Below are 16,325 nucleotides of genomic sequence, written 5' to 3'. Positions count from 1 at the left end.
GGAAGCACACCATGATCTCCACCCGCCTGGTCGTAGACCGCGACTTCGTCGTCTCCGATCTCGACCGACGCATCTTCGGCTCCTTCGTCGAACACCTCGGCCGCGCGGTCTACACCGGCATTTACGAACCCGGCCACCCCACGGCCGACGAACGCGGCTTCCGCGGCGACGTGATGGAGCTGACCCGCGAGCTCGGCCCCACCATCGTGCGCTACCCCGGTGGCAACTTTGTCTCGGGCTACAACTGGGAAGACGGCGTAGGCCCCGCCGCCGACCGCCCGGTGCGCCTGGACCTAGCCTGGGCTTCCACCGAGACCAACCAGTTCGGCACCAATGAGTTCATGGAGTGGTGCAAGGCCACCGACATCGAACCGATGTGGGCCGTCAACCTGGGCACGCGCGGCCCGGACGAAGCCCGCGAGTTCCTCGAATACTGCAACCACCCGGGTGGCACGGCCTTGTCGGAGCTGCGCAAATCGCACGGCGTAGAGACCCCGCACGACATCAAGTTCTGGTGCCTGGGCAACGAGATGGATGGCCCCTGGCAGATCTGCTCGAAAACCGCCGACGAATACGGCCGCATCGCCCATGAAACCGCCAAGCTGATGCGCCTGGTCGACCCGACCATCCAGCTCGCCGCCTGCGGCTCGTCGCAACACAATATGCCGACCTACGGCAAGTGGGAAGACACGGTGCTCGAGCACTGCTTTGACGACGTGGACTTCATCTCGCTGCACACCTATTTCGAAAACCGCGGCGACTCCACACCCGAGTTCTTCGGCTGCATCGAGCAAATGGATGTATCGATCAAGGAGATCGTCGCCGTGGCCGATGGCGTGGCGGCGCGCAAGCATTCAACCAAGCGCATCATGCTGTCGTTTGACGAGTGGAACGTCTGGTACAAGGCGCGCTCCATCAACGACCTGCGCAAGCCCGGCTGGCCGCAAGCCCCACGTCTGCTGGAAGAAATCTACAACACCGAAGACGCGCTGGTGGTCGGCGGCGCGCTCATCGTGATGATGAACAACGCCGACCGAGTCAAGGCCGCCTGCCTGGCGCAGCTGGTGAACGTGATCGGCCCCATCATGACCGAGCCCGGCGGCCTGGCCTGGCGCCAGACCATCTTCTACCCCTTCGCCCAAGCCACCCGCTTTGCCCACGGCAAGGTGCTGCGCCCGGTGATCGAGTCGCCCAGCTACGAAGCCAAGAGCCACCCGGAAATCCCCTACCTGTGCGCCTGCGTGGTGGACGACGAGAGCACCGGCACCACCACCGTGTTCGCGCTGAACCGCCATCTGACCGAAACCATGCAGCTGCGCGTCGAGCTGCGCGGTCTGGGCACGTCGCGCACGCTGGACCATGCGCTGGCCCTGCACCACAGCAATATGAAGGCCACCAACACCAAGGATGCCCCCAACACCGTGGTGCCGGAGAATAATCCGAACGTACAGGTAGACGGTGAAACCATTCTGGCGGAGCTGCAACCCGGCTCGTGGAACGTGATCGTCACCACCGCCATCGGTCGTATTTAAAGAGGCAGGGGCCCCCGTGCCCCTTGCCGCACAAGGAAAACGCATGTTCGAACGTGAACCACTGGTGGGCACGATGACCGCACAGGTCGCAAAAATCATTGGCATGCGCGTCGTCGGCGGAGAGTTCTTACCGGGTGACGCACTGCCGGTGGAAAGCGAGCTGTGCAGTGCCTACGGCGTCAGCCGCACCACCGTGCGCGAAGCCATCAAGCAGCTGTCCAGCAAGCGGCTGATCGACGTATCGCCCAAGATCGGCACCCGCGTGCTGCCCTTTGCCGACTGGAACCTGCTGGACCGCGACGTGCTGGCCTGGCGCCTGCACGCGCAGTTCGACAGCAAGATCATCGAAGACATCTACGAGATGCGGCTGTGCTTCGAGCCGCGCGCCTGCTTTCTCGCCGCCCGCGCAGGCAATGCCGCCGACATGCAGTTGCTGGACCGCCGCTACCGCGAGCTGGCCGAGGCCTACACCAGCAACGAGGTGCGCGCCGCAGCCGAGGCCGACCTGGCCTTCCACATGACCATCATCGAGGTGTCGCGCAACGGCATGTTCATCACCATCGGCAACGGCATCAAAACCGCGCTGCGGGTGTCGTCCGAAATGCTGCTGCGCCATGCCACCCGTCCCAGCGAAGACCTGGCACTGCACGCCGACGTACATCGCCACATCCTGGCCCACGAACCAGACGCCGCAGCCGCCGCCATGACGGCGCTGCTGTCGGCATCACAGGCCCGGTTGCTGCCGTATACCGTCCAGCCCTAGCCGAAAGGCGGAACCTTGAGGCATTGAATGGTCGAAAATCGCTGTATTTTTCGGACCCCATGACATGCTTCTAAACGCCATCCAGTCAAAGCAAACTTTGATACAGGCAGCCATCGTGGACCTGGACGGCACCATGGTGGACACCCTGGCTGACTTCGCTGCGGCCCTGAACGGCATGCTGGCCGATCTGGACCTGCCCGCCATCACGCCGCAGACCATAGAAACCATGGTAGGCAAGGGTACGGAACATCTGTTGCACTCCGTACTCAATCATGCCCTAGCGCAGACACCGCCTACACCCGAAGCTATCAATATAGAAGCACTCTACGCGCAGGCCTGGACACGCTACCAACACCATTACCTGGCCATCAACGGGCAGTTTTCGCAGGTTTACCCCGGTGTGCTGGAGGGCTTGCGGGCCCTGCAAGGCAGGGGCTGGAAGCTGGCCTGCCTGACCAACAAGCCCACCGCTTTCGCCCTGCCCCTGCTGCAGGCCAAGGGCCTGGACGGCTTCTTCAGCCACGTATTTGGCGGCGATGCGTTTGAGCGCAAAAAGCCCGACCCGCTGCCCCTGCAAAAAACCTGCGAAGCCCTGGGCACGCTGCCCCAGCACACGCTGATGCTGGGTGACTCGCAAAACGATGCGCAGGCCGCGCGCGCCGCCGGCTGCCCGGTGCTGCTGGTGCGCTACGGCTACAACCACGGCGAGCCGGTAGAGGCAGTGGACTGTGACGGCCTGCTGGACTCGCTCGCCGAGCTCACGCTGTAGCGTCAGCGCCCGCCATGCTCAGGCCTTGAGCTTCAGCATGTAGATGATGGCCGAGGCGGTAGTCTGGTCGATCTCTATGAAGCTGCGCAGATCGGCCCCATCCAGCCAGCTGGACTCCCAGCGGTTCTGCTTCAGTGCTTTCTGCCAGCTTGCATGTGCAGTCGCATTTTTAACCCCCGCCAGCAACTCCGCCACCCGTGCTGGCAGCACGCCGCTGCCCACGAACAGGCCACGCCAGTTGGACATGACGGCATCCACCTTTTGGTCGCGGATAGCGGGAATGCCAAACATCGGCTTGCGCGCCGACACACCGATCGCCCGCAGCTTGCCACTGGCCAGCAGGTCGGCGAACTCGCTATACCCCGACACGCCAGCCACCGCCTTACCCGACAACACAGCCTCGGCCGACTGCACTCCACTGGTGAACGGCAGGTACACCATATCGACCACCGGCGCCCCAGCGGCCCGCACAAACAAACCGGCAAAAATATGATCGATGCCGCCAGCGGACCCGCCGGTAAACGGTACCTGCTTGGGGTCGGCCTTCACCATGGCAACTAGGTCGGTCACCGAGCGTATCGGAGAGTCTGCCTTGACGACCAGCACCAAGTAGTCACCAGTCAAGCGGGCCAGCGGCTGGACCTGGGCCAGCGTTACCGCAGGCCGCTGCAGGGCTACGGCGCCCACCATCACGGCACCGCCCACCATCAATGCATTCGGGTCCTGGCTGTAGCGCTGGGCATACGCGGCCAAGCCGATGGTGCCGCCCTTGCCACCCAAGTTCTCGTAGTCCACCTGCTCGCAGACGCCAGCCGCCACCATCGCAGCGCCTATGGCCCGACCGGTCTGGTCCCAACCGCCACCCTCGTTGGCAGGAATAACGATACGCAGACGCTGAGCCAGCGGCTTGCTGGCATCTTTGGCGACTACTTTGGATTGCGCGTACAGCGCTGGAGCGATGGCGGCCAGGGCAGCGCCCGACAGCTTGGACAAAACACCTCTACGACCCATACCCTGGTTCAGCATAGTTGGCTCTCGTTGCTAGTCAATACGGTACGGCCTTGGTGGACCGCAGGCGACATCAAAGCCCGCGTCAACCGGGCAACGGAAGCTTAACAAACCCTAAATGCTATTTTATTTATAGCTATCAGCACAGGCTTTGCCTGCGCCAGGGTCGTATTTCTTATACATTCGCAGTTCAGCAGTTGCTGAAATCGGGCTTGCGGTTCTCCATGAAAGCCGTCAACGCCTCCTTGGCCGCCGGCTCACGCAGCATCTTGCCGAAGATGCCGGTTTCCTCGGCCATGCGCTCAGCTACCGGTGCGGCCAATTCCTGCTTCATCAAGCGCTTGCTGGTGACCAAGGACGCCAGCGGCTTGGCCGCCAGGCGCAAGGCCTGCCGATGTGCCAGCGCATGTACCTCGGCGGGCGGCACGATGCGGTTGATCAAGCCCACCTCCAGCGCCGTCTCTGCGGTGAACGGGTCGCCCAGCAGCAATGCCTCTGCGGCACGCTGGTGGCCCATGAGACGCGGCAGCAGGTAGCTGGAGCCGGCTTCGGGGCACAGGCCCAGATTGACGAACGGTAGCGAAAACGCAGCGTTATCCCCTGCATAGACCAGGTCGCAATGCAACAGCATGGTGGTGCCCACGCCCACCGCTGCGCCGCAGACAGCGGCCACCAGCGGCTTGGGAAATGTGCTGATAACGCGCAGAAAGCGGATCACCGGCGACTCTGCCGTAGGCGCTGGCGCATTCAAAAAATCACCAATGTCGTTACCGGCCGAGAAGATGGTTTCGTGGCCCTGGATGACGGCCACACGCACACTGGCGTCGGCCGCAGCGCCTTCCAGCGCATCGGCAATGGCGGCGTACATCACCGAAGTCAGCGAATTCTTCTTGGCCACGCGATTCAGCGTGATGGTCAGGATGCCGTCTTCGGTGTGGGTGAGGATGTCAGTCATATGTGGTTCCCCCCCAGGCTCCGCGCACTGCGTGTCGCTCCTCCAACCCCCTGCAGGGGGCGATACCAGTGGCCCGGCAAAGCCGGTTCCACGGTATCCCTGGAATGGATGCGCTCAGTCCGCCAGCCTGGGTTAGGTAGTTGCAAAAAGTGGGAGGCTTAAACTCTCTCGAAGATACCAGCTGCGCCCTGGCCCATGCCGACGCACATGGTCACCATGCCGTACTTCAGGTTGTTGCGGCGCAGCGCGTGGATAACCGTGGCTGCGCGGATGGCACCGGTAGCGCCCAGCGGGTGGCCGAGCGCAATCGCGCCGCCCATCGGGTTCACCTTGGACGGGTCCAGGCCCAGGGTGTTGATGACGGCCAGCGACTGGGCCGCAAAGGCTTCGTTCAGCTCGAACCAATCAATGTCCTGGTGCTGCAGGCCGGCGTAGCGCAGCGCGGCGGGAATCGCCTCGATCGGGCCGATGCCCATGATGTGCGGCGGCACGCCCTTGCTGGCAAAGCTGACGAAGCGCGCCAGCGGCGTCAGGCCGAAGCGCTTGATGGCCGACTCGCTGGCCAGGATCAGCGCGCCGGCGCCGTCCGAAGTCTGCGAGCTGTTGCCGGCGGTGACCGAGCCGCGGGCCGAGAACACCGTCTTCAGCTTGCCGAGGCCCTCCACCGTGGTCTCGGGGCGCACGCCTTCGTCCAGATTGACGGTACGCTGGGTCACCGTGACCTTGGCGCTGTCCAGATCGACGCTGCGGTCGTCCACCGTGATCGGCGTGATCTCGTCGGTAAACGCGCCGGCCTTCATCGCCGCCAGTGCCTTCATGTGCGATGCGTAGGCGAACTCGTCTTGCGCGCTGCGGCTGATCTTCCACTGCTGCGCCACCTTCTCGGCGGTCAGGCCCATGCCGTAGGCGATGCCGTAGTTGTCCACGTCGTCGGTGTTGCTGAAGATGTTCGGCGACAGGCTGGGCCCGTTGCCCATCATTGGCACCATGCTCATGCTCTCGACGCCGGCGGCAAACATCACATCGGCTTCGCCGACGCGGATGCGGTCGGCCGCCATCTGCACCGCGCTGATGCCGGAGGCGCAGAAGCGGTTGACGGTGATGCCGCCCACCGAATTCGGCAGGCCGGCCAGCACCGCGCCGATGCGCGCCACGTTCAGGCCCTGTTGGGCTTCGGGAATCGCGCAGCCGCAGATCACGTCTTCAATGGTCGCCGGGTCGAGGCCCGGCACCTGGGCAAGGGCCGCGCGCAGCGTGGTGGCCAGCAGTTCGTCAGGCCGGGTGTTGCGCAGATAGCCTTTGTGCGAACGGCCGATCGGCGTGCGGGTGGCGGCGACGATGTAGGCGTCTTGGATTTGCTTGCTCATATTCGTTCCTTAGTTGCGCACGGGCTTGCCGGTGTTCAGCATGCCCATGATGCGTTCCTGCGTTTTTGCGTTGTCCAGCAGGCTGCAGAAGGCTTTGCGTTCCAGGCTCATCAGGTATTCCTCGGTCACCAGCGTGCCGCTGTCAACGTCGCCGCCGGTCACCACACCGGCGATCAGGCTGGCGATGTGGAAGTCGTGCTGGCTGATGAAGCCGCCGTCGCGCATATTGACCAACTGTCCCTGGATGGTGGCCTTGCCATTGCGGCCTGCCACCAGGAACTGGCGCTTGTGCGGCGCGCGGTAGCCGCCAGCGGCCATGGCCTTAGCCTCATTCAGCGCCACAAACAGCAGCTCGTCCTTGTTCGGCACGATCACGTCGCTGTCCAGCAGGTAGCCGAGCTTGCGTGACTCCAGCGCGCTGGTACCGACCTTGGCCATCGCGGCAGCCGTGAAGCCCTCGGTCAGGAAGGGCAGCAGGTCCTTGTGGGTGGACAGGGCAGCGTTCTCGGCCGCACGGCGGGCGATATAGGTCAGGCCGCCGGCACCCGGCACCAGGCCGACACCGACTTCGACCAGGCCGATATAGCTTTCCATCGCCACCACGCGGCGGGCTGAGTGCACGGCCAGCTCGCAGCCGCCGCCCAGCGCCAGGCCGCGCACGGCAGAGACGACGGGCACATTGGCGTAACGGATTTTCAGCATCACTTGCTGCAGCGCTTTTTCCATCTTGTTGATGGCACCCGCGCCGCCCATCATGAAGCCGGGCAGCATGGCCTGCAGGTCGGCACCGGCGCTGAAGGGCTCGTCGCCCGACCAGATCACCACGCCGGCGTAGTCCTTCTCGGCCAGATCGACTGCGCGGGCCAGGCCTTCGGAGACTTCGGGACTGATGGCGTGCATCTTGGTCTTGATGCTGGCGATGATGATCTGGTCATCCAAGGTCCAGAGGCGGATCGCCTTGTCTTCATGCAGCGTTTTACCTGCCGTCTCGAAACTGCCGCCCAGGCCCAGGCCTTGGGTGTGGCCGGAGATCTTTTCAGGAAATAGCTGCCGGGCGTAGACAGGCAGTGCGTGGCGCGCTACAAATTTAGAAGTGGATGGGTTCCACGAACCTTCCGCCGTATGCACGCCGCCAGCCTCCGCCACCGGGCCGTTGAAGACCCAGTCGGGCAAGGGCGCATCGCTCAGCGCTTTGCCGGCGGCGATGTCTTCCTTGATCCAATTCGCCACCGTGAGCCAACCGGCTTCCTGCCAGAGCTCGAACGGGCCTTGCTGCATGCCGAAGCCCCAGCGCATCGCCAGGTCCACGTCGCGCGCGGTTTCGGCAATCGTCTGCAGGTGCACGGCGGCGTAGTGGAAGCTATTGCGCAGAACGGCCCACAGGAACTGGCCTTGCGGGCCTTCGCTGTTGCGCAGCAGGGCCAGGCGCTCGGCGGCCGGCTTTTTCAGCATGCGGCCATAGACCTCGTCGGCTTTCTCGCCGCCGGCCACGTAGTTGCCCGAAGCCATGTCGAAGCGCAAGATGTCACGGCCCACTTTCTTGAAAAAACCGGCCTTGGCCTTCTGGCCCAGGTTACCCATTTCCAGCAGCTTGGCCAGCACCGGCGGCGTGCCGTAGCTGCCGTAGAACGGGTCGGTCTCCAAACTGAGGTTGTCCTGCAAGGTCTTGACCACATGCGCCATGGTGTCCAGACCCACCACGTCGGCGGTGCGAAAGGTGCCCGAGCTGGCCCGGCCCAGGCGCTTGCCGGTCAGGTCGTCGACCACGTCATAGGTCAGGCCGAACTTGGCGGTCTCGCCAATGATGCCCAGCATGCCGGCGATGCCGACGCGGTTGGCGATGAAGTTCGGTGTGTCCTTGGCGCGCACTACGCCCTTGCCCAGGCTGGTGGTGACAAAGGCTTCGAGCTGGTCCAGCGCTTCGGGCTGAGTGGTGGGCGTGTTGATCAGCTCCACCAGGTACATATAGCGCGGCGGGTTGAAGAAATGGATGCCGCAAAAGCGCGGCTTGATTTCCTCGGGCAAGGCCTCGCTGAGCTTGGTGATCGACAGGCCGGAGGTGTTGGACGCCACCAGCGCGTGCGGGGCGATGAAGGGCGCGATCTTCTTGTACAGATCGAGCTTCCAGTCCATGCGCTCGGCAATGGCTTCGATGACCAGGTCGCAGTCTTTCAACTGCTCCAGGTGGTCGTCGTAATTGGCCTGCTGGATCAGGTCTGCGTCTTCCGGCACGCCCAGCGGCGCGGGCTTGAGTTTTTTCAGGTTGGCGATGGCCTTGGCGGTGATGCCGTTGGCCGGGCCTTCTTTGGCCTTCAGGTCAAACAGCACGACCTGCACTTTGACGTTGACCAGGTGCGCAGCAATCTGCGCACCCATCACGCCTGCGCCGAGTACGGCGACTTTTTTGATGGGAAATTTAGACATCACATTCTTTCGATTTATTGCACGCGCAGCCAGATCTGGGTGCGATAGAAGGGGCCGATGTAGCCACGCACCTGCAGCTTCTTGCCGTCTTCCAGCGGCACCATGCGCAGGGTGTAGTTCTTGCCGTTGTCGGGGTCTAGGATCTTGCCGTCTTCCCACAGGTCCTTGCCCTCGGCCTTCTTGGCGCCGCGGATGATTTCCATGCCGACCTTGGGCTTGTCTTTGCGGTCGTCCGTGCACTGCGTGCAGTTGGGCTCACCGCTGGTGACCAAGGCTTTTTCCACCACACCGGAGAGCACGCCGTTATTGGCGGTGATGCGGATCTCTGCCTTGGGCTCACCGGTCTTGTCGTCGATATTGCGCCACAGCCCTTCGGGCGTCATTTGGGCAAATACGCCGCTAGCGCAGACGAATCCTGCGCAGAGTGCTATCAATTTTTTCATGGTGGTCTCCGGCTGCGGCTTCAGGCCAAAGCGGCGTCGGTATCCATCAGCGCCTTGCTGCCGGTACGGATGGTGCGCATCAGCGTAGCGGTTTCAGGGAACAGCTTGGCGAAGTAGAAGCGCGCGGTCTGCAGCTTGGCCTGGTAGAACGGGTCGGTATTGCCAGCAGCGATCTCGCGCAGCGCCACCTGCGCCATGCGGGCCCAGAAATAGCCAAATACCAGGTGGCCCACCACGCGCAGATAGTCCACGGCGGCCGCGCCCACTTCATCGGCGTTCTGGAAGCCCTTGAAGCCCAGCTCGGTGGTCAGCTTGGTGACCTGGTCGCCGAGGATGGCGATGGGGGTGATGAACTCGCCCATCTTCTCGTTCACGCCCTCTTCTTCTACCAGCGCGGCGACCAGCTTGCCGAACTTCTTCAGCGTGGCGCCGTTGTTGCCCAGGATCTTGCGGCCCAGCAGATCCAGAGACTGGATGGTGTTGGTGCCTTCGTAGATCATGTTGATGCGGTTGTCGCGCACATACTGCTCCATGCCCCATTCCTTGATGAAGCCATGGCCGCCAAACACCTGCATGCAGGCATTGGTCGAGATATGGCCGTTATCGGTCAGGAAGGCTTTGACGATAGGCGTCAGCAGAGCCAGCATGTCGCCAGAGTCGGCACGTACCTTCTCGTCGGGGTGGCTGTGTTCCTTGTCCAGCAGCACGCCACAGAAGATGCCCAGCGCGCGGCCGCCTTCGGCGTAAGCCTTGGCGGTGAGCAGCATCTTGCGTACATCGGGGTGCACGATGATGGGGTCGGCCGGTTTGTCCTTGGCCTTGGTGCCGGTCAGCGAGCGCATCTGGATGCGGTCCTTGGCGTAGGCCAGGGCGTTCTGGTAGGCCACCTCGGTCAAGCCCAGGGACTGGTTGCCCACGCCCAGACGGGCCGCATTCATCATCACGAACATCGCCGCCAAGCCCTTGTTGGGCTGGCCCACGATAGTGCCGATGGCGCCGTCCAGCACCATCTGGCAAGTGGAGTTGCCGTGGATGCCCATCTTGTGCTCCAGGCCACCGCAGTAGATACCGTTGCGCTCACCCATAGTCACATTGCCATTGCCGTCGGCATTGGCATGGAACTTGGGCACGGCAAACAGGCTGATGCCCTTGCTGCCTTGGGGCGCATCGGGCAGGCGGGCCAGCACCAGGTGGACGATGTTCTCGGCCAGATCGTGCTCACCCGCGCTGATGAAAATCTTGTTGCCGGTGATGGCGTAGCTACCATCGGCCAGAGGCTCGGCCTTGGTACGCAGCAAGCCCAGGTCGGTACCGCAATGCGGCTCGGTCAGGCACATGGAGCCGGTCCATTGGCCGCTGACCAGCTTGGGCAGATACAGCGCCTTTTGCGCATCGGTACCGTGGGCCAGCAGGGCTTCGTAAGCGCCATGTGACAGGCCGGGGTACATGGTCCAGGCCTGGTTGGCCGAGTTCAGCATTTCATAGAAGCACTGGTTCACCACAAACGGCAGGCCCTGGCCGCCGTAGGCCGGGTCGCAACTGAGCGCGGCCCAGCCGCCTTCGACGTACTGCGCATAAGCTTGCTTGAAGCCCTTGGGGGCAGTGACTTCGTGCGTGGTTTTGTCCAGTGTGCAGCCTTCGGCATCGCCGCTAATGTTCAGCGGGAAGGCGACCTCGGCGGCGAACTTGCCGCCTTCTTCCAGCACGGCGTTGATGGTGTCGGCATCGGTGTCCACATGCTGTGGGCACAGCTTCAGGTCGTCGGTGACCTTGAGCACTTCGTGCATCACAAATTGCATGTCGCGCAGGGGGGGCGTGTAAGTGGGCATGGTTAGTCCTTGGAAATACGGGAAGGGTTGGAAGTAGAGACTGGCGCGGTAACACCGTAGCGCGCCAGGATGTTGTCAAACCCGGTGTTGGCGCGGGCCACGGCACCGGGGGTTTTCAAAAATCGGGCCTCGTAGTGCAGCGACAGAATCAGGCCATGGATCTCGAACGCGGCCTGGCGCTCGTCCGCATCGGGGCGCAAGTCGCCCTCTTCCTTGGCCTGCTCCAGCGCCCGACAAAATGCCGACAGCCAGGCCTGGACCGAGCTGGCCAGGGCGTCACGCACCGGGCCAGGCCGGTCGTCAAACTCGACCGCGCCGCTAATGAAGATGCAACCCGACTGCAGCTCGATGGACACGCGCTGCATCCAGTTGGCAAACAGCGCCTTCACCCGTGGCAGGCCACGCGGAGCCTGCATGGCGGGGTAGAACACCTCGGCCTCGAACTGGCGGTGGTACTCGCGGATCACCGAGATCTGCAACTCTTCGCGTGAACCGAAATGCGCGAACACACCGGACTTGCTCATGCGCGTGACTTCGGCCAGGGCGCCGATGCTCAAGCCCTCCAGCCCGATATGGCTGGCCAGACGCAGCGCCGCCTCGATGATGGATGCCTTGGTCTGCCGGCCTTTGATCAAGGCGCGACCATCCCGCACGCCCTCTACCGCAGGGGCGCGGGTGGCATCCACAGGGTCTCCTTTGGCAGACATGGCATCCTTTACGCAAAAATAAAACGAACGATCGTGCTATTTAAGGATATTCGAAGCCAATGCTTTTAGCAATGCATTTTTGGATAGCCGATTGCAATAAGCCCAAGTGCAAACCCTAGGTTACCTATAAAACTATGCACTTCTTTTTCAATGGGAAATATTCCCATATAATTTTTTGCCATGGCCTTTGACATGTAGATGCATCCCGCAGGCCTCAATCTCCAAGGAGTTCCCATGACCGCCTCCCCCTCTCGCCGCACCCGTCTGGTGCTCGGCCTTTCCATCGCAGCCATAACCGCCGTGCTCGCAGCCTGCGGTGGCGGCAGTGGTAGCGCAGCCAGCAGTGGCACCAGCACCACGTCCGCGTCCACCAACTCTGGCACGGTCACCGGCTTCGGCAGCGTATATGTGGATGGACGCGAACTGGAAGACGCGCTGGCCAACACCAGGGTGGAAAACGCCGACGGCAGCTACACCACGGTTACGCTGCAATTGGGGCAGCATGTCAACGTATCTGCCGATAGCAGTGGTATGGCAAGCACCATCACCGTGGGGGCAGCAGTGATTGGTGCTGTCAGCAGCATCGACACCAGTGCCGGTGAATTCAAGGCCGCAGGCCAATGGGTGGCGGTGAACAGCGACAGCAGTACCGGCCCTGTCACGGTATATGCAGGAGGCTATACAGCGCTGACAGATATGGCAGCTGGCGACCTGGTGGAGGTTCATGGCAGTGCCGTCTACAGCAGCACGCACGCCGCCTACGTCATCCACGCAACCCGGGTGGAAAAGGAAGCCGCCATCAGTGCCGTGCGGATCACGGGTACGGTCAGCAACCTCGACACCAGCGCCAAGACGCTCAGCATCAACGGCGTCACGGTAAATTACGCTGCGGCCACCGTGGTACCGGCAAGCGCAACGCTGGCAAACGGCCTGGTCGTGACCGTGTGGGGCCCCAGCGGCAGCCTGACGGGCGGCAGCAGCGTGACATTGGCCGCCACCCGGCTACGCATCGTAAACAGCACCGTCGCCAGCAACATTGCTTCAGGCACGGGCCAAGTGGGCGGCCTGGTCAGCAATTACAACGCCACGGCCCAAACCTTCACCATCGACGGCATCACCATCAAGCTAGCCAGCGCTACCATCACCCCCTCCGGCGCCAGCATTGCCGATGGCGCGTACGTGCTGATCACCGGTACGTTTGGCAGCGACGGCACGCTCACGGCCACCAGCATCAAGGTACGCGAGGCCAGCACAGCCGACGACACGGCCGCCATCCGCCTCAAGGGCGCCATCAGCAGCTATGTGGATGCCAGCTCCTTCGTGGTGCGCGGCATACCGGTGGATGCCTCGGCCATTGACCTGAGCACTGCCTGCCCCGGCACCACACTGGCTGATGGCGTGGTGGTCAGCATCGTCGCGGCACAACAAAGTGGCACGGACGTGGTCAAAGCCAGCAGCATGTCCTGCCTGTCATCCAGCGTCGCCGGCACCTACACCATGCATGATCTGAGTGGCACGGCTGGCAGCGTAGACACCACAGCCAAGACCTTTGTACTGACGTTGGCGAACGCAAGCACGCAAGCCGTGCTGTGGACTGACCTGACCGCCTGGGGCAGCGGGGTCACCAGCAGCACACTCAGCGGAGCATCGGTAGTGGTGGAGGGCTACCTGAATAGCGCCAGCGTGCTGGTCGCCCGCAGCATACGGATCCAGGGAACCGAAGACGTAGACCGCTACAACCGCACAGGCAGCGGCTGGGACGACTACAACCACCAGTTCCGTACGGCCCACCACTGAGCGCTGGCCTGCAGGTAGATGGCGCCGTCACTCCGCCAAAGCCCGCTCCAGCCACTGGTACACAAAGGCATCGGCATCGCTCTCGCACTGGGCCACGTTGAAGCGCATCCAGGTCTGCGTCGCAGCCACCGTGCTGAACAAATGTCCTGGTGCCAGCATGATGCCGTGCACACTGGCCCGCGCGGCCAAGTCCACCACGTTCTGGATGCGCGGATGCCAGGCCCATAAAAACAGGCCGCCCCGGGGTTCGCAGAACAACTCAAAACCCATTTGCCGCAGCCTTTGGGCGCAGCGCTCGTGGGCCTGGGTCATACGGGTGCGCAGACTGCGCAGATAGCGCGGGCGGTGCGAGTCACTCAAAGCCACATGCACGATGCGCTCGATCAGCTCCGAGCTGGTCAGCCCGGAGAACATCTTGAGACGAGAAAAATCCCCCATGATGTCTGCATGGGCCAGCAGGTAGCCGCAACGCAGACTGGGGGCAATCGACTTCGAAAAACTCCCCACATACACCACGCGTGAAAGGTTATCCAGGCTGGCCAGCGAAGGGCGGGCCTCGGTATCCAGGTCGCAGTAAATATCGTTCTCCACCAGCAGCACGTCGTACTTCTCGGCCAGTCGCAACACCTTGTGCAACTGCTGCAGCGTGGCCACCGAACCGGTAGGGCTATGGAAGCGCGGCTGGGTAAAGAAGACCTTGGGCCGCAGCCGCACAATCAGGTCCTCCAGCGCGGCCAGGTCCCAGCCATCGGACGTTCTGGGTGCACCGTGTGGGCGCACGCCCACAAAGCGCAGCGCGTTGATGAGGTTGGGATAGCCCGGCTCATCCACCAGCACCACGTCACCAGGCCCTACCAGCCAGCGTACCGCCAGGTCCAGCGCCTGGCTCGCGCCCTGGGTCAGCAGGACCTGGTGCGGCTGGATGTGGATAGCCTGTTGGCGCATGCTCTCGCAAATCCAGGCCCGTAAAGGTGGATAGCCCAGCGGGTCGCCGTAGTCGCCCAGCGGCATGGGATCCGCAGCCGTGAGCGAACGCATGGCGCGGCGCACGCCATCTTCGAACAACCAGCTGGGTGGCAACCAGCCACAACCGGGCTTGTACGGCAGGTGGTGGTTTTCAAAAATGCGCTGCAGATACCAGCTGTTGTCAAAACTGCCGGCGGACAGGGCCGACGGAGCCTCTGAGACCTGTGAGTGCACCGAAGCAGTGCGAGCACAAACGAAAAACCCCGCGTTCAGCCGGGACACTACATAGCCCGAAGCCACCAAACGGTCATACGACTCGACCACGGTAAAGATGCTGACCCCGTTTTGATGGGCGAACTGGCGTATGGATGGCAGCTTGGCTCCTGCCCGCAGCCGCCCCGTATCGACCATCTCTCCTATACGCGCAACGATCTGCGCCACCAACGGTGTGCCTTGGCGAAATTCAAACTTAAACATGGCGGTATTGGAAGCGCTAGCGACGTGTATTTTGCGTAGGGTTTGTGTGTACCGGTCTGTGGACCTACACGTACCGTGCCACACACAGCATGGGTGTACATGGTGCTAGATCAAGCTTCGCCCAAAAATACCGGCATTGCAACGACAAGCGGCGAACAACACCCATGGCAACCCACGCGCAAACCACCAGCAGCCAGCCCTTGGTTCGCTTTTCGGCCGTTCAGAAAACCTATGACGGCAGCCAGCTGGTTGTGCAGAACCTGGACCTGCAAATCCAGAGCGGTGAGTTTCTCACGCTGCTCGGGCCGTCCGGCTCTGGCAAGACCACCACGCTGATGATGCTGGCCGGATTCGAATCGCCCACCTCGGGCGAAATCTTCCTGAACGAAAAATCTATCACCCGCACCCCACCGCACAAGCGCAACTTCGGCATGGTGTTCCAGAACTACGCACTGTTCCCCCACATGACCGTGGGCGACAACGTGGCCTACCCCTTGAGCGTGCGTAACGTACCCAAGGACCAGCGCGCCGAGCGGGTAGCACGTGCACTCGACATGGTGCAATTGCGCGGCAAGCAGGACCGCTACCCCACCCAGCTGTCCGGTGGCCAGCAGCAACGCGTGGCACTGGCCCGGGCCATGGTCTTCGAACCCCAGTTGGTGCTGATGGACGAGCCACTGGGCGCGCTGGACAAACAGCTGCGCGAACACATGCAGATCGAGCTGAAAGACCTGCACAAGAAGCTCGGCGTGACCTTTGTCTACGTGACCCATGACCAAAGCGAAGCCCTGACCATGAGTGACCGCGTCGCCGTGTTCAACGACGGCGTGGTGCAGCAACTGGCCCCAGTGTTGTCGCTCTACGAGACCCCGGCCAACCGATTTGTAGCCGGCTTTGTGGGCGACAACACTCCGCTCAAAGGCACCTGCGGCAGCAGCGAAGGCGGCCTGTGCGAACTGAACATTCCCGGCGCCGTGACCCGCTGCCTGGGGGTGAACGTCAACACCGCCCACGTCGGCGCCAACATCGTCGCCAGCGTGCGCCCAGAGCGCATCGCCGTGCATACGGAAAGTGCGCTGCCCGAGTTGAATGTGTTCAAGGCCCAACTGGCCGACACCATGTATTTCGGTGACCACCTGCGCCTGCGCTGCGCCATCGAAGGCCAGGGCCTGGCCACCGTGAAACTGCCCCTGTCCGTCGCCCGCCCACCTGAGCGCGGCGACACCCTGTGGCTGCACGTCCCCCCCGAACACCTGCGTGTGTACCTGTAAGTCTGTTCACTTTCCTT

Annotated in this window: 13 protein-coding genes; 5 read left to right on the top strand and 8 right to left on the bottom strand. The window is 62.8% G+C overall.

The window, feature by feature from the left end:
- The first annotated feature begins 11 nt into the window (after positions 1–11).
- The 3 genes from arfA to AC07VY_RS12505 all read left to right on the top strand — a co-directional run bounded on the left by arfA (position 12) and on the right by AC07VY_RS12505 (position 3,064).
- Positions 12–1,532 (top strand): arabinosylfuranosidase ArfA, encoded by a 1,521-nt coding sequence (gene arfA / locus AC07VY_RS12515; protein ID WP_495097572.1) that lies wholly within the window; start codon positions 12–14, stop codon positions 1,530–1,532.
- A gap of 43 nt (positions 1,533–1,575) precedes the next feature.
- Positions 1,576–2,295: a FadR/GntR family transcriptional regulator gene (locus AC07VY_RS12510; RefSeq protein WP_495074107.1), complete on the top strand. Its 720-nt coding sequence runs from the start codon at positions 1,576–1,578 to the stop codon at positions 2,293–2,295.
- 64 nt (positions 2,296–2,359) lie between these two features.
- Positions 2,360–3,064: a phosphoglycolate phosphatase gene (locus AC07VY_RS12505; RefSeq protein WP_495074108.1), complete on the top strand. Its 705-nt coding sequence runs from the start codon at positions 2,360–2,362 to the stop codon at positions 3,062–3,064.
- An 18-nt stretch (positions 3,065–3,082) separates the two neighbouring features.
- On the opposite strand, the gene AC07VY_RS12500 is transcribed toward AC07VY_RS12505, so the two are convergent.
- From AC07VY_RS12500 to AC07VY_RS12470, 7 genes are all read right to left on the bottom strand, one after another.
- Positions 3,083–4,090: a Bug family tripartite tricarboxylate transporter substrate binding protein gene (locus AC07VY_RS12500; RefSeq protein WP_495097573.1), complete on the bottom strand. Its 1,008-nt coding sequence runs from the start codon at positions 4,088–4,090 to the stop codon at positions 3,083–3,085.
- 172 nt (positions 4,091–4,262) lie between these two features.
- Positions 4,263–5,027 carry an enoyl-CoA hydratase gene (locus AC07VY_RS12495; RefSeq protein WP_495097574.1) on the bottom strand — a complete coding sequence of 255 codons (765 nt, stop codon included), beginning with the start codon at positions 5,025–5,027 and terminating at the stop codon, positions 4,263–4,265.
- A gap of 158 nt (positions 5,028–5,185) precedes the next feature.
- The gene (locus AC07VY_RS12490; RefSeq protein ID WP_310376440.1) at positions 5,186–6,394 is read right to left on the bottom strand and encodes an acetyl-CoA C-acyltransferase; all 1,209 of its coding nucleotides are present in this window, start codon (positions 6,392–6,394) and stop codon (positions 5,186–5,188) included.
- Positions 6,395–6,403: 9 nt separating this feature from the next.
- The gene (locus AC07VY_RS12485; RefSeq protein ID WP_495097575.1) at positions 6,404–8,818 is read right to left on the bottom strand and encodes a 3-hydroxyacyl-CoA dehydrogenase/enoyl-CoA hydratase family protein; all 2,415 of its coding nucleotides are present in this window, start codon (positions 8,816–8,818) and stop codon (positions 6,404–6,406) included.
- A 14-nt stretch (positions 8,819–8,832) separates the two neighbouring features.
- Positions 8,833–9,261 (bottom strand): DUF2147 domain-containing protein, encoded by a 429-nt coding sequence (locus AC07VY_RS12480; protein WP_495074112.1) that lies wholly within the window; start codon positions 9,259–9,261, stop codon positions 8,833–8,835.
- Positions 9,262–9,281: 20 nt separating this feature from the next.
- Positions 9,282–11,090 carry an acyl-CoA dehydrogenase C-terminal domain-containing protein gene (locus AC07VY_RS12475; protein ID WP_495097576.1) on the bottom strand — a complete coding sequence of 603 codons (1,809 nt, stop codon included), beginning with the start codon at positions 11,088–11,090 and terminating at the stop codon, positions 9,282–9,284.
- 2 nt (positions 11,091–11,092) lie between these two features.
- Positions 11,093–11,797, bottom strand: a complete 705-nt coding sequence (locus tag AC07VY_RS12470) for a TetR/AcrR family transcriptional regulator (protein ID WP_495097577.1) — start codon at positions 11,795–11,797, stop codon at positions 11,093–11,095.
- A gap of 234 nt (positions 11,798–12,031) precedes the next feature.
- On the opposite strand from AC07VY_RS12470, the gene AC07VY_RS12465 reads away from it, so the two are divergent.
- The gene (locus tag AC07VY_RS12465) at positions 12,032–13,594 is read left to right on the top strand and encodes a DUF5666 domain-containing protein (protein ID WP_495097578.1); all 1,563 of its coding nucleotides are present in this window, start codon (positions 12,032–12,034) and stop codon (positions 13,592–13,594) included.
- Positions 13,595–13,621: 27 nt separating this feature from the next.
- Here the strand turns inward: AC07VY_RS12465 and AC07VY_RS12460 are convergent, their stop codons facing one another.
- Complete coding sequence (locus AC07VY_RS12460; protein ID WP_495097579.1) at positions 13,622–15,037, bottom strand: aminotransferase-like domain-containing protein; 1,416 nt, start codon at positions 15,035–15,037, stop codon at positions 13,622–13,624.
- A 164-nt stretch (positions 15,038–15,201) separates the two neighbouring features.
- On the opposite strand from AC07VY_RS12460, the gene AC07VY_RS12455 reads away from it, so the two are divergent.
- Positions 15,202–16,308, top strand: a complete 1,107-nt coding sequence (locus AC07VY_RS12455; protein ID WP_495097580.1) for an ABC transporter ATP-binding protein — start codon at positions 15,202–15,204, stop codon at positions 16,306–16,308.
- Positions 16,309–16,325: the final 17 nt, after the last annotated feature.

The sequence above is a fragment of the Rhodoferax sp. GW821-FHT02C08 genome, assembly GCF_059421805.1.
This window is presented reverse-complemented; position numbering and strand designations above follow the sequence as displayed.